This is a genomic window from Paraniabella hibiscisoli, from assembly GCF_022512515.1.
Taxonomy (GTDB): Bacteria; Bacteroidota; Bacteroidia; order Chitinophagales; family Chitinophagaceae; genus Niabella; species Niabella hibiscisoli.
The window spans coordinates 736,528-758,743 of the sequence record NZ_JAKWBK010000001.1; the positions used below are offsets into that span (position 1 = coordinate 736,528).

Annotated in this window: 26 protein-coding genes and 2 pseudogenes; 7 read left to right on the forward strand and 21 right to left on the reverse strand. The window is 41.5% G+C overall.

The genetic code is table 11. The annotated features are described in order from the left end of the window. Positions 1-70: 70 nt before the first annotated feature. Positions 71-1,933, forward strand: a complete 1,863-nt coding sequence (locus MKP07_RS04745) for a 2-oxoacid:acceptor oxidoreductase subunit alpha (RefSeq protein ID WP_240845363.1) — start codon at positions 71-73, stop codon at positions 1,931-1,933. Between the two features lie 51 nt (positions 1,934-1,984). Here the strand turns inward: MKP07_RS04745 and MKP07_RS04750 are convergent, their stop codons facing one another. The 5 genes and pseudogenes from MKP07_RS04750 to MKP07_RS37680 all read right to left on the reverse strand — a co-directional run bounded on the left by MKP07_RS04750 (position 1,985) and on the right by MKP07_RS37680 (position 5,076). Beyond that, positions 1,985-2,545 (reverse strand): hypothetical protein, encoded by a 561-nt coding sequence (locus tag MKP07_RS04750; RefSeq protein ID WP_240845365.1) that lies wholly within the window; start codon positions 2,543-2,545, stop codon positions 1,985-1,987. Positions 2,546-2,598: 53 nt separating this feature from the next. Next, complete coding sequence (locus MKP07_RS04755) at positions 2,599-2,883, reverse strand: hypothetical protein (RefSeq protein WP_240845367.1); 285 nt, start codon at positions 2,881-2,883, stop codon at positions 2,599-2,601. A 43-nt stretch (positions 2,884-2,926) separates the two neighbouring features. Continuing rightward, on the reverse strand, positions 2,927-3,562 hold the full coding sequence (locus MKP07_RS04760) for a prolyl oligopeptidase family serine peptidase (RefSeq protein ID WP_240845369.1): 636 nt from the start codon (positions 3,560-3,562) through the stop codon (positions 2,927-2,929). A gap of 62 nt (positions 3,563-3,624) precedes the next feature. Beyond that, positions 3,625-4,679: pseudogene (locus MKP07_RS42115) on the reverse strand (hypothetical protein). Next, positions 4,615-5,076 (reverse strand): hypothetical protein, encoded by a 462-nt coding sequence (locus tag MKP07_RS37680; RefSeq protein WP_317235773.1) that lies wholly within the window; start codon positions 5,074-5,076, stop codon positions 4,615-4,617. The pseudogene MKP07_RS42115 and the gene MKP07_RS37680 overlap by 65 nt, the downstream one beginning before the upstream one ends. Before the next feature lie 194 nt (positions 5,077-5,270). Between MKP07_RS37680 and MKP07_RS04770 the strand changes: the two genes are divergently transcribed. Further along, positions 5,271-6,731 carry a patatin-like phospholipase family protein gene (locus tag MKP07_RS04770; protein ID WP_240845371.1) on the forward strand — a complete coding sequence of 487 codons (1,461 nt, stop codon included), beginning with the start codon at positions 5,271-5,273 and terminating at the stop codon, positions 6,729-6,731. A 245-nt stretch (positions 6,732-6,976) separates the two neighbouring features. On the opposite strand, the gene MKP07_RS04775 is transcribed toward MKP07_RS04770, so the two are convergent. The 8 genes from MKP07_RS04775 to MKP07_RS04810 all read right to left on the reverse strand — a co-directional run bounded on the left by MKP07_RS04775 (position 6,977) and on the right by MKP07_RS04810 (position 10,851). Beyond that, positions 6,977-7,366 carry a carboxymuconolactone decarboxylase family protein gene (locus MKP07_RS04775; protein WP_240845373.1) on the reverse strand — a complete coding sequence of 130 codons (390 nt, stop codon included), beginning with the start codon at positions 7,364-7,366 and terminating at the stop codon, positions 6,977-6,979. A gap of 4 nt (positions 7,367-7,370) precedes the next feature. Beyond that, the gene (locus tag MKP07_RS04780) at positions 7,371-7,850 is read right to left on the reverse strand and encodes a DoxX family protein (RefSeq protein ID WP_240845375.1); all 480 of its coding nucleotides are present in this window, start codon (positions 7,848-7,850) and stop codon (positions 7,371-7,373) included. A gap of 71 nt (positions 7,851-7,921) precedes the next feature. Further along, entirely contained in the window at positions 7,922-8,584 is a 663-nt protein-coding gene (gene truB, locus MKP07_RS04785) for a tRNA pseudouridine(55) synthase TruB (RefSeq protein ID WP_240845377.1), read from the reverse strand. A 71-nt stretch (positions 8,585-8,655) separates the two neighbouring features. After that, positions 8,656-8,910 carry a hypothetical protein gene (locus tag MKP07_RS04790; protein ID WP_240845379.1) on the reverse strand — a complete coding sequence of 85 codons (255 nt, stop codon included), beginning with the start codon at positions 8,908-8,910 and terminating at the stop codon, positions 8,656-8,658. Between the two features lie 26 nt (positions 8,911-8,936). Continuing rightward, positions 8,937-9,323, reverse strand: coding sequence for a hypothetical protein (locus MKP07_RS04795; RefSeq protein ID WP_240845381.1), 387 nt, complete (start codon positions 9,321-9,323; stop codon positions 8,937-8,939). Positions 9,324-9,484: 161 nt separating this feature from the next. Beyond that, positions 9,485-10,000: a TlpA family protein disulfide reductase gene (locus tag MKP07_RS04800; protein ID WP_240845383.1), complete on the reverse strand. Its 516-nt coding sequence runs from the start codon at positions 9,998-10,000 to the stop codon at positions 9,485-9,487. A gap of 73 nt (positions 10,001-10,073) precedes the next feature. Then, positions 10,074-10,463: an NIPSNAP family protein gene (locus MKP07_RS04805; RefSeq protein ID WP_240845385.1), complete on the reverse strand. Its 390-nt coding sequence runs from the start codon at positions 10,461-10,463 to the stop codon at positions 10,074-10,076. Next, positions 10,447-10,851 carry a hypothetical protein gene (locus tag MKP07_RS04810; protein ID WP_240845387.1) on the reverse strand — a complete coding sequence of 135 codons (405 nt, stop codon included), beginning with the start codon at positions 10,849-10,851 and terminating at the stop codon, positions 10,447-10,449. Before MKP07_RS04810 ends, MKP07_RS04805 begins: the two co-directional genes overlap by 17 nt. A gap of 119 nt (positions 10,852-10,970) precedes the next feature. On the opposite strand from MKP07_RS04810, the gene MKP07_RS04815 reads away from it, so the two are divergent. The 3 genes from MKP07_RS04815 to MKP07_RS04825 are packed head-to-tail and all read left to right on the forward strand — an operon-like array spanning position 10,971 to position 12,913. Next, a complete protein-coding gene (locus MKP07_RS04815) occupies positions 10,971-11,339 on the forward strand; it encodes a hypothetical protein (RefSeq protein ID WP_240845389.1) in 369 nt (122 codons plus the stop codon). A 32-nt stretch (positions 11,340-11,371) separates the two neighbouring features. Next, positions 11,372-12,346, forward strand: a complete 975-nt coding sequence (locus MKP07_RS04820; protein ID WP_240845391.1) for a tRNA modification GTPase — start codon at positions 11,372-11,374, stop codon at positions 12,344-12,346. A 54-nt stretch (positions 12,347-12,400) separates the two neighbouring features. After that, the gene (locus MKP07_RS04825; protein ID WP_240845393.1) at positions 12,401-12,913 is read left to right on the forward strand and encodes a hypothetical protein; all 513 of its coding nucleotides are present in this window, start codon (positions 12,401-12,403) and stop codon (positions 12,911-12,913) included. Positions 12,914-12,980: 67 nt separating this feature from the next. On the opposite strand, the gene MKP07_RS04830 is transcribed toward MKP07_RS04825, so the two are convergent. Both MKP07_RS04830 and MKP07_RS04835 read right to left on the reverse strand, forming a co-directional pair. Next, positions 12,981-13,502 (reverse strand): hypothetical protein, encoded by a 522-nt coding sequence (locus tag MKP07_RS04830; RefSeq protein WP_240845395.1) that lies wholly within the window; start codon positions 13,500-13,502, stop codon positions 12,981-12,983. A 909-nt stretch (positions 13,503-14,411) separates the two neighbouring features. Then, entirely contained in the window at positions 14,412-14,900 is a 489-nt protein-coding gene (locus tag MKP07_RS04835) for a hypothetical protein (RefSeq protein WP_240845397.1), read from the reverse strand. Between the two features lie 247 nt (positions 14,901-15,147). Here MKP07_RS04835 and MKP07_RS04840 point away from each other — a divergent pair, with 247 nt between their 5' ends. Beyond that, positions 15,148-15,441, forward strand: coding sequence for a helix-turn-helix domain-containing protein (locus MKP07_RS04840; protein ID WP_240845400.1), 294 nt, complete (start codon positions 15,148-15,150; stop codon positions 15,439-15,441). Positions 15,442-15,668: 227 nt separating this feature from the next. Then, positions 15,669-16,244 (forward strand): FRG domain-containing protein, encoded by a 576-nt coding sequence (locus tag MKP07_RS04845; protein ID WP_240845402.1) that lies wholly within the window; start codon positions 15,669-15,671, stop codon positions 16,242-16,244. Between the two features lie 185 nt (positions 16,245-16,429). On the opposite strand, the gene MKP07_RS04850 is transcribed toward MKP07_RS04845, so the two are convergent. The 6 genes and pseudogenes from MKP07_RS04850 to MKP07_RS04880 all read right to left on the reverse strand — a co-directional run bounded on the left by MKP07_RS04850 (position 16,430) and on the right by MKP07_RS04880 (position 22,142). Next, positions 16,430-16,855 (reverse strand): putative phage abortive infection protein, encoded by a 426-nt coding sequence (locus tag MKP07_RS04850; protein ID WP_240845404.1) that lies wholly within the window; start codon positions 16,853-16,855, stop codon positions 16,430-16,432. Positions 16,856-17,158: 303 nt separating this feature from the next. Next, positions 17,159-17,521, reverse strand: coding sequence for a hypothetical protein (locus MKP07_RS04855; RefSeq protein WP_240845406.1), 363 nt, complete (start codon positions 17,519-17,521; stop codon positions 17,159-17,161). A 95-nt stretch (positions 17,522-17,616) separates the two neighbouring features. After that, positions 17,617-18,641: pseudogene (locus MKP07_RS42120) on the reverse strand (DUF4917 family protein). A 1,227-nt stretch (positions 18,642-19,868) separates the two neighbouring features. Further along, positions 19,869-20,312, reverse strand: a complete 444-nt coding sequence (locus MKP07_RS04870) for a hypothetical protein (protein ID WP_240845410.1) — start codon at positions 20,310-20,312, stop codon at positions 19,869-19,871. 390 nt (positions 20,313-20,702) lie between these two features. Then, on the reverse strand, positions 20,703-21,431 hold the full coding sequence (locus tag MKP07_RS04875) for a hypothetical protein (protein WP_240845412.1): 729 nt from the start codon (positions 21,429-21,431) through the stop codon (positions 20,703-20,705). 240 nt (positions 21,432-21,671) lie between these two features. Then, positions 21,672-22,142, reverse strand: coding sequence for a hypothetical protein (locus MKP07_RS04880; protein ID WP_240845414.1), 471 nt, complete (start codon positions 22,140-22,142; stop codon positions 21,672-21,674). Between the last annotated feature and the right edge of the window lie 74 nt (positions 22,143-22,216).

Sequence of the window (22,216 nt, forward strand, 5' to 3'; positions counted from 1 at the left end):
TGTCAGCGCTTCGTAAAATAAAAGAGCCTAACCTTGGAACTTTCGTACCTTCGTGCGCAATTTTTGAGGCATGAACAGAACACAGGAAGTTTTAAAGGATGTAGTTATCAAATTTGCGGGTGATAGCGGCGACGGAATGCAGCTTACAGGTACCCAGTTTACTACCAATACCGCCTTATTAGGCGCAGATCTCTCCACTTTTCCCGATTTCCCGGCAGAAATAAGGGCCCCGCAGGGCACTATCCCGGGAGTGAGTGGTTTTCAGTTACGTTTTTCATCAGATCATATATATACGCCTGGCGATGAGTGTGATGTGTTGGTAGCCATGAACGCTGCTGCATTAAAAGCCAACCTCAAAGGCCTTAAAAAAGGCGGAAGGATCATTGCCAACACCGATGGGTTTGACAGTAAAAACCTGAGACTGGCAAATTACCCGGATGGTGTAAATCCCATCGAAAACGGTAGCCTGGACGGATATGAGCTGATTAAAATAGATGTAACCAAACTTACCCGCGAGGCTTTGAAAGAGTTTGCGCTGGGCACCAAGGAAAAAGACCGGGCAAAAAATATGTTCATCCTGGGTTTTCTTTACTGGATGTACAACCGCGATATGGAAAACACCATCGGCTTTTTGACCGAAAAGTTTTCTAAAAAACAGGATATCTTAGATAGTAATATCAAAGCCCTGAAAGCCGGTTACAATTACGGTGATACTACCGAAACATTTACCACTACCTATAAAGTTGAAAAAGCAAGGATTGAGCCCGGAACCTACCGTTCTATTATGGGTAACCAATCTTTAGCGCTGGGCTTAATTGCAGCGTCTACCAAGAGCGGACTTCCCATGTTTTTAGGAACCTATCCTATCACACCTGCCAGCGACATCCTGCATGAGCTGAGTCGTCATAAAAATTTCGGCATCCGTACTTTCCAGGCTGAAGACGAAATTGCGGCAATTACTGCAGCTATAGGCGCTTCGTATGGAGGTGCGTTAGGAGTTACTACAACTTCAGGACCCGGTATGGCATTAAAAGCAGAAGCGATGGGATTGGCAGTGATGCTGGAGATTCCGTTGGTGATCATCAATGTGCAGCGCGGAGGTCCTTCAACCGGTTTACCTACCAAGACTGAGCAGTCAGATTTGTTACAGGCTTATTATGGCAGAAACGGCGAATGCCCTATGCCGGTAATTGCCGCGAGCAGTCCTGCAGACTGTTTTGATGCGGTATATGAGGCGGTTAAAATAAGCGTGCAACACATGACACCCGTTATTATGTTGAGCGATGGATATATTGCCAACGGCGCAGAGCCCTGGCGTTTCCCAACCGAAGAAACCCTGGCCCCCATTCATGTAAAGTTCAAAACAGAGCTTTGGGACCATGAAGATAAATTTCAACCTTACCTGAGAGATGAGAACCTCGTACGCCCCTGGGCAGTGCCTGGTACGCCCGGACTGGAACATAGGATCGGGGGTCTCGAAAAGCAAAACATCACCGGCAATATCAGCTACGACCCGGATAACCACCAGACCATGGTAAGGATCCGCCAGGAAAAGGTGGATAAAATAGCAGAGCATATACCAGATCAAAAAATAGATAGCGGTGATCACAAAGGCAAAGTGCTGGTACTGGGCTGGGGATCTACCTATGGTACGATCAAATCTGCCGTAGCAGATTTACAGGCACAGGGCAAGAGTGTAAGTCATGCGCATATACGCCATTTACGCCCATTCCCTAAAAACCTGGGCGAAATTATCCGCAATTTCGAGCATGTAATTATTCCTGAAATTAATAACGGCCAGCTGATTAAAATTATCCGCGACCAATATTTGGTAGATGCCAAAGGTTACCATAAGATCATGGGTATACCTATTACCAAGCACGAGCTGGTAGAAGAGCTGGATAAATATTTTGTGGTGGAACAAGTAGTATAAGACGCATATTTTTTACGATATGGAAGGTCACCGTTTAAACGGTGACCTTTTTTATTTTACGGAAACCATATATATTTCACTCCCGTTAATAAGCAGGAATGCCGGACCATTATTTTTTAGCTCAATGAGATTGTCCTCCCCACTCAATATTTTAAACTGCGTTGAAATATTGTTGAAACTCATATCATAATAGTAATAACCCACTTCTCCGTATACAGGTATAGCAGGAATAAAATGATTGCCACCGCCCGTGATATGCCAGGACTTTCGCATCATGGCGTAACCCGTTTCTTTGATATGAGGATGTTTTCCTTCTAAAAATTCCATTTTTTGAAGAGCATTCTTCACCGGCACCTCCTCCCGCTCCTCCTTCACTATAGCCGCACTGATTTTTTTCTCCAGGGCATAGGGAATTTGAGTAAGAATAAATTCGTCATCTTTGGTTTTTATATAATAGTCGTCACTTGCTACCTGCTGATTATAGGGGATGCGGCTATCATCAAGTTTATACTTAGTATAAAAATACCCAACAAAAAGGGAATCTATAACAGGGTTAATCCCAGATGCTGTATCTGTGTAAATCCTGTAAATGCTGTCTTCAATTGCTCTCAACCTTGGCGACTCATCAATTATTTTTATGGAACGCCGGTTAAAAAGCCGGTCATCTACCCGTAGTAGCTGGTGTCTTCTTTTAAAATAAACAGGCCGTTTGCATAAATGAATTCAGTTGTCGGAAATCGGTTGGTTTGCTGATAATGAAACCGGTAAACAATCATAGCGGCACTATCTCTAAAAACCAGGGCAGAATCATTATAGTAATAATCGTAAACACGATCGAACAATTTTTGAACTACAAATTGTTTATTGGTAGTTGCCGGGAATTCAGGAATTTCCGGATGGAGGTCCTTGCCCGTTTTGTTGAGGCAGGACGAACATAGTGCTACCATCAAGCACAGGCTTATTAAGATACGATAATTCAAACTCCGGCGTATTTTATTCGGTGATACCTTCCAGTTTTAATAAAAAAGCATAGCGCAGTGCGTCTTCTTTTAAATAATCAAAGCGGCCAGAAGCGCCACCATGGCCATAATCCATATTAGTACGCAAAAAGATCAGGCTATTATTAGTTTTAAAATCCCTGAGTTTAGGCACCCATTTAGCCGGTTCAAAATACTGCACCTGGCTATCATGTAATCCTGTTGTGGCCAGTATATTGGGGTAGGTCTTCTTCTCTACATTTTCGTAGGGTGAATAGGACTTCATATATAAGTAAGCGTCTTTGCTGGTTTCGGGATTACCCCACTGGTCGTATTCGTTAGTGGTAAGGGGAATGGTAGGGTCCAACATGGTATTCACTACATCCACAAAAGGCACATCCGCGATAAGGCCATTAAACAATTCACCGCCGATATTGGCTACAGCCCCCATTAACAAACCTCCGGCACTACCCCCATTGGCATATAAATGCTTCGCCGAAGTATATTTTTCATTGATGAGATAAGAGGCGCAATCTATAAAATCAGTAAACGTATTTTTCTTCTTCATCAACCTGCCATCCTCATACCATTGGCGGCCCATTTCCTGTCCGCCCCTGATATGCGCAATGCCGTAAGCAAAGCCCCTGTTCATCAGGCTGACCAGGTTGGCATTGAAATAAGTGGGATAGGAAAAGCCATAGCTGCCGTATCCAATCAGCAGAAAGGGCTGCGTACCATCTTTTTAAATCCTTTCTTATAAGCAATAGATAGCGGAACTTTTGAACCATCTTCGGCTGTTACATACACCCTCTCGGTGGTATACTCGTCTTTATTATACCCGCTCGGTATTTCCTGCTGCTTTAATAATGTTTTTTGGCCTGTTGCCAGGTTGTAATCATACACACTGTTAGGTGTTACCGGTGAGCTATAGCTATACCTGAGTTGGGTAGCATTGTAATCTGCATTAGAAGAAAAAGAAGCGGTATAAACAGCATCTTCAAAAGGCACCAGTTTATTTTCTTTTCCATCTTTAGATAATAGCTGAAACTGGTCCAGTCCGTTCTTCTTTGATTTTACGATCACGAAATCTTTGGTGAGCGTGATTTCTTCAACCAACACATCAGAACGATGAGGTATATAGTCTTTCCAATGCGCTACCCCGGTGGCATTAAATGGAGCAGTGGACACTTTAAAGTTCAATGCTTTATTATTGTTTACAATATAGAACTGTTGGGCATCTGCATCTACTTCATACAATACGCTATCCATTCTTTCCTGGAAAACACTGAAATTGCCTGATGGCCTGTCTGCTGCCAGGTAACGGATTTCCGAATTAGTAAAATTGCCCGAGCTGATGAGAATAAAGTTATCTGCTTTGGTTTTATGAAGGCTCAGGTAATTATTATTGCTTTTTCTTCGTACACCAACTCATCTGCTGCAGCCGGCTCATTAACCTTGTGGCGCCATACTTTTTCAGATAGCAGTGTAAGCGGGTTGTTGGATATATAGAATATCGTTTTATTGTCTGCGGCCCATACATAATCCGAGCTGGTATTTATAATGCCCTGCGGAGTGATATTCCCGGCAGTAAGGTCTTTTACCATTACCGTGTACTGCCTGCGGCTTACGGTATCCTCTCCAAAAACCAGCCATTTATTATCAGGACTCACGGCAGCGCCCGCTATGGAGTAGTAAGCATGTTTTTCAGCCATGGCGTCTACATCCAGCAGTATTTCTTCTGCAGCAGATAAACTGCCTTTTTGCGGCACAATTTGTAATACTGCTTGCCGGTTTCGGTGCGGCGATAATAGAAATAACCGTTCTTAAAATACGGTACCATCTGATCTTCTTCCTTAATCCTCCCCGCATTTCCTTAAAAAGTGTTTCCTGAAGCCCCTTGGTATCGACCATCATATCATCCAGGTATTTGTTTTCCGCCTCCAGGTATTGTACCACTTCGTTGCTATCGGCACCTTTTTTAAAGAAATCGATCATCCAGTAGTAGTCATCATTTACCTTATCTCCGTGAATATCCCTTACATGCGCTTTTTTTGCAGGAACAGGATGTTGTATTTCAGGCCATTTAACAGCGGTCATTTGTGCACTTGCTTTTTGTAAATAAAATAAGGCTATAAAAATAGCTAATATACCATGAGCCCGTTTCATATATTATTTTTAGCGTGAGGAGATGGAGTTTTAGTCATTTAAATATACTTTATTTTAAAGAGGAACATAACTGGTAGCTAGAATTGGTGACCTGTCATATTGTATATTTCAACCTGAAGTTTTTACCTTCAGCAGGAGAAATGGGTCAGTGCCACTGAAATACAAACACCAAACATAAAATAAAGCCCGCTGCAATGTCAACTCCTAAAATAACCGTTCAAGACTTTACCAATAGTCCGAAAGTGCAGAACAATTTAAAGAAGCTACGAGAGGCTTTCGGCACCAACGGTAAGCCTTTTATAGTATCTGATGTGCTGGATGCTGAAGGGCACCAATATGTAAACCTGGTGCAAAAAGGCGGTGGCGTGTTGGGTGTAGCCCTGGTGGGGTATACCTATGTTTTGGAACAGATGGGGGTAAGATTTTTAAGAATGGCCGGTACCAGCGCCGGGGCTATCAATACGGCGATGCTAACTGTTATTGGCAAAAAGCAGGAAGAGAAATCAGGCCGTGTGCTGGACGCCATTACCAATCTTAATTTTTTCGACCTGGTAGATGGGCACCCTGCCGCCCGCTGGGTCATTAAAAGATTTATTACCCACAAGAAATACTTTCAGAGAGTACGTAATGTAGCTATCGGGGTTATTGCCTTGTTTGCATTGCTGCTTGCTGGCAGCATCGTGTCGTTGATACTGGTGCAAAAAAATGAAGGGTTGCTCAACCTGAGCCGTTCATTATTATTGGCGCTGGTAGTAATAATGATTGTAATTGGAGAATTGGTGCATTATATTTTAAAGCTGTTCAGGAAGTTTAAAACGGCAGGCTATGGTATTAATCCCGGGCACTTTTTTTATAACTGGATAGAAAAGCAAATGCGCGATAATGGTGTATTGAACACTAACGACCTGGTCAATAAAGCTGCGCAGGATATTCCGGGCCTTCACCTGCGAAATGAGCATCCGCAGGGTGTGACGGATTTAAAAGGCGATATTACCCTTATCACTTCCGAACTGGTAACCCAAAATAAGATTGAATTCCCTGCAATGGCAGGATTGTTTCGCAGTAAAGGAAAGGATGACCTGCATCCTGCAGGCTTTGTTCGGGCGTCCATGTCTATCCCCATGTTTTTTGAATCTTATTTTATTAAGGATATCCCCTGTGATCTTCCCGAAATTAAAAAACAATGGAAAGATATTTTCGACGAAGACGACCCGCCTTCTGTGGCCCGTTTTGTTGATGGCGGCATTTTGTCCAACTTCCCCATCAATATTTTTTACAACCCTAAAGTGACCGTGCCAAGACTGCCTTCTTTTGGTATTGACCTCGACGATTCAGCACCTGAAGATAAGAGTAAACGTGCCGGCAGCTGGACCATCATGGGTTATTTCGGTCGCATCTTTAATACCATCAGGAATTATTACGACAAAGATTTCCAGCTCAAAAACAAAGTATATTCCAGAGGTGTGGGCACTATCCCGCTGGCTGAGTACAACTGGCTGAATTTTTTATTACCGATACGGAAAAGCTGGCCATGTTTGAAAAAGGTGCGGAGGCAGCTACAAGCTTTCTTTTACAATTTAACTGGGAGGAATATAAAAACGACCGGGCTTTTATGCAGGCTACTATCGAGGGGAATAAAGGATAAGCCTGTCTGAAGGACTCCTTTTGGAGACGAACCGTTTTTCGATCATGATGCCCTTCGTCAAGCTCAGGGCGACAATCATTTTCAATTATGCAGGCTAAGATTGAAGGCAATAAGGGTTGAGAAGATACATTCCTTTTTTAACTTAACCGCTAAGGCGCGAAGGCGCAATGTGCTTCTTTGCTAGACCTCTTCTCCCTTGCGTCCTCGCGCCCACGCGTTTAGACATCCCATGTAATTTAGATATGTCATGTTCTTTTACCTTGGCACTTCCAGCTGTGTGCTGATTGCGATGCGATTCCAGGCATTAATAGTTACCACTGCCAGAATAATTTGTGCTACATAGTTTTTATCAAAAAATTGTAAGGCTTGCTGATAGCTGGCATCAGACAATCCGTGCTGATGGATCAATGTCATTTCTTCGGTTATGGCCAATATGGCTTTTTCTTCCGCAGAAAAAAGGTCTGTTTCACGCCATGCATTCAACAGGAAAATACGCTGGTTGGTTTCCCCGTTTTTTAAGGCATCTTTGGTATGCATATCAATACAAAATGCACAACCGTTTATTTGAGAGGCTCTTATTTTGATCAGCTCCTTATGTGTTTTTGTTAATTGGGTAGTGGCCAGGTATCCTTCCAATCCCAGCATAGCTTTATAGCCCGTAGGTTCTGTTTCGTAAATGTTTAATCTTTTTCCATGATTTATTATTTAATTGATCGATGCTGAATTGGTAATAAGGGATACCGGCGAGCAAATAGCAAGCTGATGCGCCTACCCATACGGAATAATCTAAAGTAGGTTTAAGCCCTAAAGCCAACACCATACTTAAGCCAAAAATGGAGAGCAGGCTGCCGGTTAAAATCGCTACCAGCCTTGTTTTGTATCCTATTAGTAGTAAAATGCCAAACGCTATTTCTAAAATAGTAGCTATTACGGCAGCTACAGCCACCAGTGAGTGGGGCAAAAAGAATAGTAATTGCCCGGTATACGCTTCAAAATTAGCCCAGTTGCCCCAGGTAGACTGGCTGCCCCAGTAACCCAACCGGTCTGCTACGGCAGAAAACAGGGTGGCGGAAATAGCTACTCTAAAGATGAACTGTGCCCGGTTGGTATAAGAAGTTTTTTGTTGCATATTGATCCTTCAAAATTCAATATTACAAAGCTTCTAAAACTTAAACTGGTTTAAGAAATAAAAAAGTAATGCTAAGGTTGATCAGCCACTTTTGCTTTTCTTTCGCGCATTGCTTTTTCGAATGCTTCGATGGTTACTGCTTCTTCCGTAGTAAAAGATCCTATACGGGTACGGCGCAGGCTGCTTAAATAAGCGCCACAACCAAGGGCTGCGCCAAAATCATTGGCCAGGCTACGGATATAGGTGCCGGTGGTACATACTACCCTGAAGGATACGATGGGTAGTGCAGAAGCATCTACTTCAAATTCCTTAATGGTTATTTTTCGCGGTTCCAGCTTTACATCCACTCCTTTTCTTGCCAGCTCGTATACCCGCTTGCCGTCTATTTTTATGGCTGAATGAATGGGTGGCACCTGGTCAATTTCGCCCAGGAAACCGGAAGTAGCATTCTTTATGTCATCTATAGATAAATGATCGATGGGTTGAATGTTTACAGGTTCGCTTTCCAGGTCATAGGTAGGTGTGGTAGCCCCCAGCGTAAAAGTACCGGTATACTCCTTCTCCTGCGCCATATATTCATTAATCCTTTTAGTAAACTTACCCGTGCACACAATCAGCAGACCGCTTGCTAATGGATCTAATGTTCCGGCATGGCCTACCTTTTTTATTTTGATCAGGTTACGTATTTTTCTTACTGCATCGAAAGAGGTCCAGTCGAGCGGTTTATCAATCAATAAAACTGCGCCCTCGGCAATCGATAGTTTGTAAATCTTCAGTAGTCATTATAATAAAAGCAGTGAGGGAATTAATTGGTTGTGTCCTGGTTGGTTGCAGATAGTTCCCGCAAAATATTCTCCAGTCTGGCGTTGAGTGTATCGTAGGGTGTAAAACCTTCGGCTACCAAATAAAATTTAGTATCGTTTACCTGTAGTAACAATTTAGGAAAGCCGGTAACCTGCAGTTGTGCGCATAGTGCAAACTCGTACCGGGCTTTTTCAGCATAGGCCGGGTCTTTCAGCTTTTCATAAAAAGCATCAGCAGGTATCGTGTACTTTTCCAATAAATGCCGGTAGGCTTCGCCATCGCTCAGGTCGCGCGCCCTTCTTCAAACATTGCTTTTTGAAAATCAGCCGCTATAGCCACCTGGTGTTCGGGTAAATATTCTTTAAAAATGCAGAGCGCTATCGCCGGAGTTAAAGATTCGGGAAACCAATCGCTGTCATCCGGGTTTTGAATATGCCAGAGATAATCGGCACCAAACTCCACGCCCGCCAGTTCTTCTACCCTTTTATAGGCTTCGCCAATATATCCTGCCATTGCTTTTATTGGCCTGGCCGTTTCTTTGGGAATCATGCCGCCGCTCAACACTTCAAAGTGAAATTGGTTCTGATACTGAGCTGCTAACCGGGTGATCACTTTACTAAAACCATAACACCAGCCGCAATGCGCATCATAACAATAATAAATAGTCATTCGGCAAAAATAAACCTTGTTGATTAATGAGGTGGCAATGTTATTGAGCAGATGAAAAGTTTTGCCACGAATACACGAATATTTTTCTCCTCATTTGTGCCTGCCCGTCCGGATCAGGCGGGCATTCGTGGCATTCTATAAATCGATTTGTAAAACGGAGGCTACTTAGTCAGCTTCGCATCAATCAGCTCCACCAGCTTTTTAAATTCGGCAGGTTCATAACCAATAGATTGGTAAATAATGGTCCCTTTTTCATCGATCAATATATTACGCGGAATAGACTGCGTAGCGAATTTGCTGAAAACGCCCCTGTCCACATCGGGCAGAATAGGGAAAGTATATTTAAATTTTTCTTTAAAAGGCACCAGTACATCCCAGTTTTCTTCGCGCCCGAAAACAAACAATGCAAATTTTTCGTTTTTGCTGTGCTTCTCCCATACCTGCTTTTGCATTTCCGGCAGTTCCTTGCGACAGGGTGGGCACCAGGTAGCAAACAAATTGATCAGCACCAGCTTGCCTTTATAATCGGCAATGCTTTTTTTCCCCTTTTCTACTTCAAAATTAAATGCCGGTACTTTATCCCCGGTTTTTGTTACCGAGCCGTCGGCATCAGCCTGAGCAAAAGCGGCTAAACCGCCCAACAACATCATTGCTACTATAGTTACCCATCTTTGCATATATACTATTTTTTACCAGGGGAAGATATTATCATTTAAGTGCTTTTATTAACAGCCGTGATCGTCATTTTGTTTACAGATCAGAATAGGGGCGGGCTTTCAAAAAGTTGATCTCGATACGCGACACATTATCCTGGTACGCAGGGTCTACTTTAAGCTGGTTCCATGCCGGGTCATTACTAAAGCTTTTCCAGTTACGGTCTCTCGCAGCCATATCTGCATGCGTGGTCATATACATCAGGTTCGGCATGCTGGCCCCGGCAATCACTTCTCCATAAAATACTGCGTTAAATCCCAGTCTTTTAAATATACCTACTTCCCCACCTTTATTAAACATTTCTACTTTATTATGAAAGAGCTTTTCGGTACCACTTTCATAGCTCCGCAGCTCGTACACCCTGTCGGTTTTTGTATTCGTAAGGCCCGGTTTCACCAATACCGGCGCATCAGCAAAAGCCTTCATCAAAACTGTTTCCATGCGGTCGTACACCTGCTTTATTGGGCGCATTCATATATGCCGCAGCAGCACGCTGGTAGGCGGCATCCTTAGTCAACCGGTCGTTAATGCTGAGCCATTGGTCCGCCCCGCGAAACGGTATCAATACATACATTTTCTTTTGCTTCGCAGTATCGTTAGCCAGGTTACTGAACGCCCCTACCCGGTTAAATCCCAGCCGGTGCAGGGTGGGTAATAGTGCATTTTGAAGATAGTCGTTCAATGCTGCTTCCTGTGTAGCCGAATGGTATTGGTAAATAGTGAGCTGGTAATACTCACGCAGATTTTTCTGCGCATCAGCTTTTGTAACCAGAAAAATAAGACAAAGCAGTAGGGTATGTTTTAAGCGGGTCATATCAAAAAAATAATTTTTAGTTGGGCGCTGTTAAATGGCATGCCGCTGTAAATATAATCGATCGCTGGTATAAAATACCCGCGCATACAGGTGTGCCGGTGAATACATAATTTTGCCGCATGAATATGCTTTCGGGTTTGGGTGATACTATTGTGGCGCTGGCAACGGCTCCCGGTGTAAGTGCAATAGGCGTTATCAGGCTGAGTGGTGCAGACGCCATTCATATTGCTGATAAAATTTTCAGGGGTAAAAACCTGTTAAAGCAGGCTTCCCATACCATTCATTTCGGTCATATTGTTTCTGGGGATGAAGTCATTGATGAAGTGGTGGCTTCTTTATACCTGGGTAAGAAAAGTTATACGGGTGAGAATACGGTAGAGATCAGCGGGCATGGATCGCCTTATATACTGGGCAGGATCATCGAAGCCGCAGTAGCTGCCGGCGCGCGGCTGGCCAGACCGGGTGAGTATACCCAACGTGCTTTTTAAATGGCAAGCTAGACCTGGCACAGGCCGAAGCGGTGGCTGACCTGATTGCAGCTAACAGTAAGGCAGCCCAGCAAACGGCCCTCAACCAGTTAAGGGGCGGCTTTTCGAGCGACTTGAAAATACTGCGCGATGAGCTGATCAATTTTGCGGCGTTGATAGAATTGGAGCTGGACTTTAGTGATGAGGATGTAGAGTTTGCAGACAGGGAAAAATTCAGGACCCTGATCCATAACCTGAAATCGAGGGTTACTCACCTGCTCGATTCCTTTAAATTGGGCAATGCCATTAAAAACGGTATCAGCGTAGCTATTATAGGTAAGCCCAATGCTGGAAAGTCAACTTTATTAAATGCCCTGCTGAATGAAGAGCGGGCCATTGTAAGTGATATTGCAGGCACTACCCGGGATACCATCGAGGAAACATTGAACATACAGGGTGTATTGTTTCGTTTGATAGATACCGCCGGTATTCGCGAGCATAGCACGGATCATATAGAAAATCTGGGTATTGAGCGTAGCAAACAAAATGCGCAAAAGGCGGATATCATTTTGCATCTGCTGGATTTGACGGACCCGGCCGAAGAACATTCTTTTGATTGGCTGCAGGCATTTGAATCGAAAACGATTAAGGTTTATAACAAGTTCAGGCCCTGGTATGCTGCGATGGAAGCGCAGGGTCTATTAGTGGACCCTGTATTTCCAACGATAGATGCCAAGGATGGTTTTGGTATTGATGCTTTAAAAAAGTTGGTATATGAAAAAGCGATTGGCGAAGAAATCAATACCGAAAGCACTATTGTTACCAATGCCCGCCACCACGAAGCCCTACAAAAAATTATTGAAAGCATTGATGCGATTGAAGCCGGTATGCAAAATAATCTCAGTGGCGATCTGCTCACCATCGATATCCGCAGGGCTCTGCATTACCTGGGAGAAATTACCGGGCAGGTAGAGGTTGACCGGGATATACTGGGAACGATCTTTGGCAAGTTTTGCATAGGCAAATAGCCTCCTTCGGCGTGAGCGTTTGGCAACATCTATGATAAACAAATTTTAATGCTAATGAAACAAATACTTCCGATTTTGATAATTTTCATGAGTTGCACAAGCAATCATCGACAGACAGAGAAAATAGATCAAAGCCCAGAGGTTGTAAATAGACCTCTTGAAAATGTGGTCATATTCTATGATCATACAACTTCAGTTGACCTGCAAAAAGACTTATATACGGTGCATTTTATGGATAGCAGCAAGGTTGATTATAAGCTGAACTTTAATGCTGCTGAAAAGAATATAATAATGCAAAGTTTTGAAGACTTAAAGCTTAATCGCCTGAGAGATTCTATCTTTTTCGAAGATCAATGCGTTATCGTTCCTAAAATGTACACAACGATCAGGTTTGTTTATAAAAATGATTATACGTCCATCACGCTTGATGAAAATTGCAAACTTCCTGCCGGCAAGCATGAAGGCGAAGCAAGAAAGATTCAAAAATTCTTAGGGCTTTTTGACAGTATTATTACTACGAAATCGCAACTGAAAAATGCGGTACGCTCAGATTTTAGATATATGTAACCTGATTTCGGCATAAGCCCGGTTACTTTACTCTTTGCATCAGTATTAGGCAGTCATCACTGTACTACTATCCATTATTCTTTACAATCATTGTTACCATCTGTAGTAGCTGCGTTATGTAGGTCGTAAATGTATAGATCGCTACAGGGCTTATTTCATCCGCTGCTGATTGTTGAGATATTGCAGCCATCGTAAATACATGCAGCCACTTTTTCCATTTCCTAAGTGAGGCCTTACTGAAGAATGTTTTTAAATATTGTAAGGCATCCGCATACTCCACTGACTCTGTTGCTGCCTGTTGTTGCGTCAATAGGCTGCGGTATAGTTGCCGGTTTTTATGAAGCAGGCAAGCGGCTTCTATTAACAGTTCTAATTGCCCGGCATAATGCAGGGCATTGCCGGGGCTGCCCCTGTGCCAGCCATACTTTTGTTTGAGTGCTGCCCTGCAGAATGCGTCAAAGGCTTTGGTATGTTCTGCAGGTGTGGCGTAGTTGAAGAATTCTTGTAATATTCCTATTGGCGATGCTTTTAGTGGATTGCCTTTGCAGGTTGCGGCAATGCGGTTTAGGTTAATAAAGTGTTTTTTCATGGTGGTTGATTTTATTGTTTGATGCTTCATTAGTATCGTCATCCCGAGCGCAGCGTAGTGTAGTCGAGGGATCTCCACCTTTTCCTAGTAAATAATCACTACGATGAAAGTGTCTCTATAATTAGCGTCAATGTTGCCCTATCCGAATGGAATTCATCCAGACCGACTTTTCCATATTAATAGGTTGTAGCATTGCAATACCCCATCAGCCTTTCATGATCAAATTTTCTTTGTCCTTTTTTGCTTGTCCAAAAAGAACGAAAAAAGACCCCGGCGGCACTTACGGGCCTGCCGCCGGGATGGGTGCTACTATCAACAGTGAACATAGTGGTGTGTCCGCCCCGTTGTACCTACCGTGCTATGGGCGGACGCTGATCTTATGAATAGTTACTTACGCACGTCTTGGCATTGTTGGTGGAAAGGATGAATAGCGCATAGGCCGGTATCTATCTCCATCAACTACCAATGCCCTTTACATAACAGATGCAGGACCGGTCTTGAAAAAATGGCGTTAAGAAAACAATTGCGTAAGCCGTTAAAAAGCCGCCACTGTCCGAGCCCGTGGGGACTTTTTAACTGCTTTACACTAAGTAAGCGTCCCGAACGTTCGGGACAGGCATTTTAGCGAAACGAAGGTCATTTTTAGCGAAGGCATCACAGCCTTGTCCCGAAAGCATTCGGGATGGCTCAACCTTTTTATCCCCGCCTGACCTCCAATGATATTTTATTTTGTAGTCGGGCAGGAAGAAAAAGGTTGAAAAAGCAAATAATAGTAGCTGTCAGCTTCACTTAAAACCTTCATTCCATCCAAAGTACTGAAGGCCTTCTTCGAACCTTCGGATACCGCAACGGGATGCGCATTCCTACAAGCATCTGCGATCCTAAACATACTGCTTGCAAGCAGCAGCATCAAGGCGAGCCTGAACTGTCATGCATAGTATTCCCAATAATCCCCGGAAACGCTGTAACAATCCGCCCAGCGGCGTCAGCGATTATGGTAACAACCTGCGTAGCACTCCCACAAACATCATAACCCACAATACTACCCGCCTCCCAAACCCTTTGGTAATTGCAGCTTTGCGGCACCGGCTGTGCGGTGGCGGCAAAAGCCTCTTTGATGATGGCAACAATGCGCTCCACGCCAATGGTAAACTTACCCGCGCCGGGGTGGCGGGCCATGGGCGCATAATGCCGCTCCAGTATATGCGCCAGAGTGGAGGCGCTTAAGTACCAGTTATTACGCAATAGCTTTTTATGCTGTTTGAGTGGCAGCTGGTAAAAAATATCTTTATGCAATTGCTGTAGCCATTGCTCGGTATCGGCAATGAGAAATAAAATACGCAGCCATTGGGCCTCGTTAAACGGGTGGTGTGGCGTAGGTGTAGTAACGGCGTTCATAACAGGTGGTTTTAAAAGCACCCGCACAAAAAAGGCGTGGCGCTCAACTTACCGTAACTGAGGCCCTCGGAAGGCCCTGGAACAGATAAGAGAGCTCACGCCTAGGCCGTGAGCTATTCTACTTATCATCTTGTTCCATTTGAAATTTCCGAGGTTTCAGCTACAAGACTCAAAGCGAATGCTTCAAATATTTTTATGAAGTGATCGCAAATATAAATTCTACAACTAAAGTACAACTATTTTTTAAATGTGTGCTATAACTCACTTTATTTTTTCTATTTTCTTTGACCTTGCTGGTGTGACCAAATTTGAAAAAAGATATAATTCAGAAATTAAAGCGTTGGGCGAAAGGATCAAGGCTATACGCATTCAAAAGAAGTTAACGCAACTGGACCTTGAAGTATCTTCTGGCATTAATCGCACCGAAATAAGCCGAATAGAAACCGGCCAAAAAAATGTTGAGTTTATAACATTGGTAAAGCTTGCTTTAGCGTTGGATGTAGAGTTAGTAGATTTCTTTGGCGAAATGGAAGGCTTATAAATTATAGCTACATCGGCAAGATCGAAAAACGAAAAGCTAACATTGTTAGAGTTGGCAAAGGGCCTGAAAATACACCCTAAAAAATTGTTGGATTTTGATTTTGAGGAGGGGGAGTGAGGATTTGATCAAGTTATCTAAATAATACAAGCTGAATAAAAGTATCAGAGGCGACTAGCGAGAAGCCAACTTTAATGTAGATTAAAAATAATTGCAGCCACTAGACAAGAATGAAAGAAAAAACATGGAATGGATGGGAAAGCTTCATCCTAACGTTTATCAAATTGGGCAAACCCAATGACGGAACAGTAAACCTATTTAGAGGCCAACCTTGTGCCAAGCCGCTAATACCAAAAATTGCCAGATCCTTTTCCAATCAAAACACAGAAGCTATTGAGAAAAAGATGCTTAATGAACTTAGGCTTAGGGGCTCTCGTTTTTTGCCGAAGGAAAGTATTAATGATCTTGACTTATTAACTATAGCGCAACATCATGGGATGGCCACTCGTTTATTGGATTGGTCTACTAACCCTTTAGCTGCATTATGGTTCGCATGTAAAGATCGAGATGAATGTAGCGGTCATTTTTACTTCTATAGGGCCTACAGCAATAATTTTTTTGATCCATCAAAAGACGTGGACATATTCAATCTACCGTATACCAAAATATTGCGACCCAAATATAATAACGCGAGAATATTAGCACAAAATGGATGGTTTTCTTTGCACGGCGTTAATCAATCTTTCAAAGATGGAAAATTTGAAGGGAAATTTATAGGATTAGATGAAGATCCAATGCATTTTTAAGTATTTACCATTTTGAAATTCCAGCCACGGAAAAAAATATAATAATGGAGCAACTTGATTGTCTTGGGGTAAATTACGAGTCATTATTTCCAGATATTGATGGGTTATGTAAAAACATCAATATGATTAATGGCATACATAAGTAATGTGATGGAAGACCATATTCAAACTTACTGATAGTTACTTTATGAGAGAGCATGCTTTAGTTTATTCCAGTCAAAGAAATCTCTATCTGCTTTAATTTCATCTTTGAATTTTTCTTCAGGTTCAATCCCAAAATCCGCGAATGACAAAGGGAGATTAATGAGTAACTTATACTTCTTGATGTACTCCTTTTTTATCCAATCGTTTCCTAATAAGGACATTGAGTTATAATATAGAATTATTTGTTCAAAGTTTGACAATTGAGCCCTCAAAGTTTTTAAATACGAATATTTTATTGTTTCGGTAAACAATGGATTATCTTGACGATCTACATATTCAACAGTTTGAAACAAATGCCTAAAATAATGTCCGATTTTAGTTCCATGACCGGTAAAAGGCTGATAGACTTGGATGAAGACTGCTTTCTTACCATTATGCTCAACTACAAGGTTTTTATGTGAAGGCATAAGTAACCCAAGTCGAAGTTTAGCAACTTCAATTTTGGATGCTATCTTGCTATAGCTACTCTTCTCACTCTCCAGTCTTTCTACTGTCTTTATAAAAAGATTTCGGTTACATATTTCGGTGCAATATGAGAGAAAACACTCTGGGTAGTATGACCTATTCCAAAAAAAATATTAAATATCCAAGATTTGTCAGCTCTTCTTTGGTTAGTGGCCGGGCCGGTTTATTTGTATCGTGCATTCTCTCAAGAACAAAATAGATATATCTCAACTCAAAATAATAAGTTGTAAAAACCTTTCTTCCAGTTATAATATCTTGTATATTTTGTTCTTCGACATTCTCCTGTGCAGTTTAATTAGCTCAAAAAATCGATTTTCAAATCTTTCTATTACTGTATCATTAGCTTGCTTAGCGAACTGATTTCTTTGTTCTTTATTAGCTTCATATTGGATATAGAATGCAGCAAACGTCAATATTGCAGCAATCCATGCAATAACTGGTCCCATGGTTCCTCCAAATGCGTCTCCCATCTGGCCTTTTTTTTCTTGGCTACATAGATAATAATATTTTGCTTGAATAAAATCTGGACCAAGGAAAAATAGAAGAGCACTGGTAATCAATAAAAAGGCGGCCAAATAAATTAAAATATTTCTAGATGAAAGCTTCATGTCAGTGTATATTATCATATTTGCTCAAAGCGTTGAACAATTATTTAAGCCATAATTTAATAAGCTTTGAATAATGCCTTGTCATATGCTGTTCTTTATTTCCAAATTTTCACTTTTGAGGCGTCATAGAAAAATAATTCGAGTGGATTCTTTTTATTCTTCCTGTTCTCCTTAAATGAGTTTGCTTTCTTTATTATTTTCTTATTATCATTACTGTCAGGATCTCCATAAATACTAATAAATAGTTTTGACACCTTACCTTTTGGAATTAGGTTTAATATGTGGTCGTCGTTGTCTGCCAAGGAGTGGCCATATATAAAAAGTGTATTTCCTATTGCTGAAAAACTTCTATATCCTCTAGAAAGATAGTTACTATGTACAATTTTCTCTTTTTTCTCTTTGCTTGTTCCCTCTGAAACAAAAACGGGAAAAAAGCTTTTGTCAAGAGCATTCCTTATTTGTTCAATAAGTTTGATGCCAGTATTTACCCAAGTGTATTTTTGAAGCTCAGCACCCTCGTCAAATATGTGAAGAGCTCCATGTAAATAAAAATATTTTGTGTGTTCGTCTTTTCAATATCCCAAGTGACATATTGTGATTTGCCATTGTCGGGTGTTCTAAATCCATCATCATATTTTATTTTATCATTCTCTTGGTTGTAATGCATGATTACCCAATAAAGTAGTAAATCATAATTCAACGTATAAATGTTTTGAAAATGATTCAGGAATGAATTGGCTAAAAAATATTCGTTTTCAGAAATTTCACTTGGATTTTCGGGATGATTTGATGCAATTGTAGTAACCAATAAATTTTTCAATTCAACTGCATCCTGTTCAAGCTCGGCAATTAACCTTTTCCTGGCAGGCAAATAAACCTTTAAAACTCCTGCTGCATTAACCAAGGATTTCATTACTAACTCAAAATCTTTAGTTTTAAGTTTTTCAAATACTTTCTTAATATCAGGATTTAAATTCTTGAAGTTTGCCCTATCGTAGAGCGAGTCGTATCTGAATGTATCCGGCTTCCAAGAAATACTGAAACCATTTCCAAGTAACAAATGTTTTTTGTCGCCAGAAATTCTCAAAGCCTCATCAAATGAAATTAGTTTAGTTGGCATTGTTATATTAAAATGGCATATAGCTCATAAGTGCGCGAAACAAGTACCATAATTAACCTTTTATAAATACTTGCACCGCCTACTCATAGTTTGCTCTAATTATTTAGTGTTGTTAATAGCTATCGGGCAATCTTTGGTGTTTCCATTGGCTTCCCACAGCAGTTTTGCTAATGTACTTATTTTTCGTGTCTTCGTCAAGCTCAGACTGACATTCGTGCCCGATTTTAGTTCGGTCGGGCAGGCTTCGTCAAGCTCTCCAAAGGAATCCGTTCGACAGACTGACATTCGTGCCCAAACCAGGTTCGGCCGGGCAGGCTTTGTCATGATCTCCGGGGAGTCTCCAACAACGTTTTTCGAACCTTTGAAAACGACAACATCGTATCGACATTGGAGCCAAATAAAATCACAGTAATAAAGGATCCATGCAAGTACCCATCCCTAATAACAAAAAATCAAAAAAGATGAACAGGAATAAGCATCCCGCTGTAGGATAAAGCAGTAATAAGAAAAACTTCCGTATACATTTTTATGGGTAAGAACTATACCTGTACAATTGCACCAGGAATTAGTCAAAAACCTGATCAACCAATCAGTTTTAACCACCAAATTGGTCAGCTTTTTTAGGAGGGTCAATCCGTTTTAATCATCCAATGTAGTTTTATATACATTTTGCCAGGTCTATTACTCCTCTCAGCCTGTAAAATACAGGTCCGGAGCGGTCTTTTACTGGTTTGCCGGGGTTGTACAACCCCATTTTTGCGGTTCCGAACCCCAACGCCGGGGTTATGCAACGCGTTGGTTGGCGTAATGCACCGCACTGGCCGGGCGCTGCACTTATCCGGATAGGTTCAATACTCATCCACACCTATACAACATATATCTGTACATATAGCGAACCCCGCCGATGCGGTTCAATACCCTGCGGTTGGGGTTATACAACCTATCCTTCGGGGCAAACAACCGGGGTAGCGGGGTGTAACACCGGGCAGGACAGGTTCCTTATCCATCCAGACCTATAAAACATATATCCGGACATATAGCGAACCGCGCCGGTGCGGTTCAATACCCTGCGGTTGGGGTTATACAACCTATTTCTCGGGGTAAACAACCGGAAAGAAGCAATAAAAAGCCCCGCCGGAAGTGGATGATACTTCGCTGACGGGGTATTCCCAGTTTTCCAACACTCCGGTTAACCAGCCGGATTTTCTGTGGCAGGCTTACCTGCTTTCACAAAAACTGTTTCAGTCCGGCCCACTTTTCTTCGTAGCCCGGCTCATTGCTGCCTGCCTTATAAGCGGTAAAAGCATAATCGGTAAGGGCAGATTGATAATTGTCGTAATCGTGCAGGGTTTTGGCATTGTTCAACCGGTCTACCAGGTTGTTCAACCTCGAAATAATGCCTTCGTAATTGGTGCGACTCTGGTAGTCAGCATTAAACTCGCTCCAGTCTACTTCGGTGGCCGATAAGCTCGTCTGGCTAAGGTTATAATCTCTAACCTTGTTAATAAACAGCTTGTTTTGCTCGTTTACACTGCCATACTTACGCCGCTCATCGGGCGTGAGGTTAATGTTTACGGCCGTTAATACTTGTTCTAGCTGGTTGAGCGCGCTCTGCGCCTGTGCTACCTGATCTGCGCTCAGGTGCACATTGTTAAGGTTGCTGATTGGCATAATTTTTCATTTTTGGCCCATTTAGGTGTGAGCCGGGTTAAAAATTTGTTTTTCGGTTAACAGGGTGCAATGTTAGCATTGCTACTGTTAGCAACTCTAATATAGAACAAAATATGAATAAGTAAAATTTAAAATTTGTATAAAATTACCTGGAGGTTAGGCGAGGACGGTTAGCCTGGTTGGTTGCGTACCTATGGCACGCGTAACCTGGCTATTTTGGCTTTCTACCAATGGTTGTCCCTGACGGGACCTAAACAACAGGAATATCCGTGCTGTGTTGCCGGAATATACTTTTAGACATTAAAACATATTTTGCTTTTTTGCAGTTGCAGGTGTTTGTCACCAGCAAGCCTTGATCGGTTGGTAGTCCCAACCATGGCGAAAAAATCATTAGAACTTAAATAGCTCATCAATATTCATATTATCGTGCAAGCCATTATCCTTCTCAAATACAATTTTTCGATCTTTCAATGAATACCAGACTTTCCAATCCAAAGGCTTATGGTAAATTCCAAACCTGTCATTATCGAACCATTTGTTGGTCCTTACAAGTTTATAAATAGAATCATACCACCACCAGTTACGTTTATCAAAAAGCTTAATAGTTTGAGATTTGTCCTCTATTAAAAACGTAACATACAAACTGGTGACCAGATCAGTCTTTTCAATATATAGTTTCGCGGATTTCTTTTTATCTCTTGACGTTTTGAATGGATAATCTATTCTGAATTTAAATTTGCTTTCTATAACTTCCGTATACGCTCTTTCGAACACAGAGTTGTCCCAGCTGTATTCATTACTTAATTGAAGCATACAATTATGAATAGTATCAAGAAAATATTGATACTTTTCCTGTTGATTGAGGCTTAAGTATTTTTGATAAATAAATTCAGTTGCTATCAATTTCAACGAACCGTCAGTCCAGGTTCTATCCCAAATTTTGTAATATGATGGATCAATACTTACACGGGTTGTGTTAGGCGGCTTGTAACCATACATTTTACTTATATACAAGTCACTGATGTAATTCTGAAGAGCCCTTTCCTGCCAATACTCTGGCGAGCCGGGTAGATATTGAGTTTCTGCGTATAGAGTTATGTCCGAAAAAGGAGTGCTCATGATTTTAGTGTTGTTCGGGGTTTTATATCTGAAACGAAAATCGTCGGATAAGAATCTTATTAATTATTAGCTGTTACCTGAGTTATCTTTTCCCTTCGCTGAATAAAAAGGCCTTTCAGAAGGCTTATCAAATATTCTTTTTATATACTCAAAGTTGTCGGTCATCTGTTAAGGTGCGTGCATTAATGCCATCTCTGGTGTTTCCGTTGACTCTCACAGCAGTTTTGCTAATGTAGTTGTTTATTCTACAATAATTCTATCGATTTTATTTCCAACCGGGATTTGCCCAATTTTTTGAAAAGCATCAAGGATTTGCCGCTTTGATGTTTCAAAATCGTTATCCTGGAAATCCAGTATTGCTATTATTTCATTATTACTATCTGATTCCTTTTTGTCTTCTTCATTAGTTAATTCAGAAATGTAAGTGTCTTTAATTGACGCTGATAATATCTTTTCAATTTCTTCAATTTCGTCTTCGAGTATTTTTTCGCTACAGCATATAGTAAAGGTTAAATCAGGATAAAGTGTATAATCATATTCGATTAAAAAATTAGCGCCGACCTGCTCTTTTGAATAAATATTTCTGGGCTTTAAATACGGTGTATAGTTTTCTGCATTAAAGTCTGTACACCATCCAAACTCAATATTTTCATTATTCCAAATATCAAGTTCGGAGCACTTTCTAAGTTCACATTTTCCAAAGGCTTCCAATAAGCTGTCGCAGGAGTGGCAAATGCAACAGGATCGGTTATATAAACAAGAGCAAATGCATAACCATCTTTATA

What these genes read in the sequence shown, in the direction of transcription:
- MKP07_RS04760 (WP_240845369.1), bottom strand. Translation starts at nt 3,562, where the DNA reads ATGAACAGGGGCTTTGCTTACGGCATTGCGCATATCAGGGGCGGACAG.
- MKP07_RS04835 (WP_240845397.1), bottom strand. Translation starts at nt 14,900, where the DNA reads ATGAACGCCGTTACTACACCTACGCCACACCACCCGTTTAACGAGGCC.
- MKP07_RS37680 (WP_317235773.1), bottom strand. Translation starts at nt 5,076, where the DNA reads ATGAAACGGGCTCATGGTATATTAGCTATTTTTATAGCCTTATTTTAT.
- MKP07_RS04780 (WP_240845375.1), bottom strand. Translation starts at nt 7,850, where the DNA reads ATGCAACAAAAAACTTCTTATACCAACCGGGCACAGTTCATCTTTAGA.
- MKP07_RS04800 (WP_240845383.1), bottom strand. Translation starts at nt 10,000, where the DNA reads ATGCAAAGATGGGTAACTATAGTAGCAATGATGTTGTTGGGCGGTTTA.
- MKP07_RS04855 (WP_240845406.1), bottom strand. Translation starts at nt 17,521, where the DNA reads ATGAAGCTTTCATCTAGAAATATTTTAATTTATTTGGCCGCCTTTTTA.
- MKP07_RS04815 (WP_240845389.1), top strand. Translation starts at nt 10,971, where the DNA reads ATGAATATGCTTTCGGGTTTGGGTGATACTATTGTGGCGCTGGCAACG.
- MKP07_RS04810 (WP_240845387.1), bottom strand. Translation starts at nt 10,851, where the DNA reads ATGACCCGCTTAAAACATACCCTACTGCTTTGTCTTATTTTTCTGGTT.
- MKP07_RS04870 (WP_240845410.1), bottom strand. Translation starts at nt 20,312, where the DNA reads ATGCCAATCAGCAACCTTAACAATGTGCACCTGAGCGCAGATCAGGTA.
- MKP07_RS04850 (WP_240845404.1), bottom strand. Translation starts at nt 16,855, where the DNA reads ATGCCTTCACATAAAAACCTTGTAGTTGAGCATAATGGTAAGAAAGCA.
- MKP07_RS04845 (WP_240845402.1), top strand. Translation starts at nt 15,669, where the DNA reads ATGAAAGAAAAAACATGGAATGGATGGGAAAGCTTCATCCTAACGTTT.
- MKP07_RS04805 (WP_240845385.1), bottom strand. Translation starts at nt 10,463, where the DNA reads ATGAAGGCTTTTGCTGATGCGCCGGTATTGGTGAAACCGGGCCTTACG.
- MKP07_RS04745 (WP_240845363.1), top strand. Translation starts at nt 71, where the DNA reads ATGAACAGAACACAGGAAGTTTTAAAGGATGTAGTTATCAAATTTGCG.
- MKP07_RS04825 (WP_240845393.1), top strand. Translation starts at nt 12,401, where the DNA reads ATGAAACAAATACTTCCGATTTTGATAATTTTCATGAGTTGCACAAGC.
- MKP07_RS04840 (WP_240845400.1), top strand. Translation starts at nt 15,148, where the DNA reads ATGTGTGCTATAACTCACTTTATTTTTTCTATTTTCTTTGACCTTGCT.
- MKP07_RS04830 (WP_240845395.1), bottom strand. Translation starts at nt 13,502, where the DNA reads ATGAAAAAACACTTTATTAACCTAAACCGCATTGCCGCAACCTGCAAA.
- MKP07_RS04770 (WP_240845371.1), top strand. Translation starts at nt 5,271, where the DNA reads ATGTCAACTCCTAAAATAACCGTTCAAGACTTTACCAATAGTCCGAAA.
- MKP07_RS04875 (WP_240845412.1), bottom strand. Translation starts at nt 21,431, where the DNA reads ATGAGCACTCCTTTTTCGGACATAACTCTATACGCAGAAACTCAATAT.
- MKP07_RS04775 (WP_240845373.1), bottom strand. Translation starts at nt 7,366, where the DNA reads ATGCTGGGATTGGAAGGATACCTGGCCACTACCCAATTAACAAAAACA.
- MKP07_RS04795 (WP_240845381.1), bottom strand. Translation starts at nt 9,323, where the DNA reads ATGACTATTTATTATTGTTATGATGCGCATTGCGGCTGGTGTTATGGT.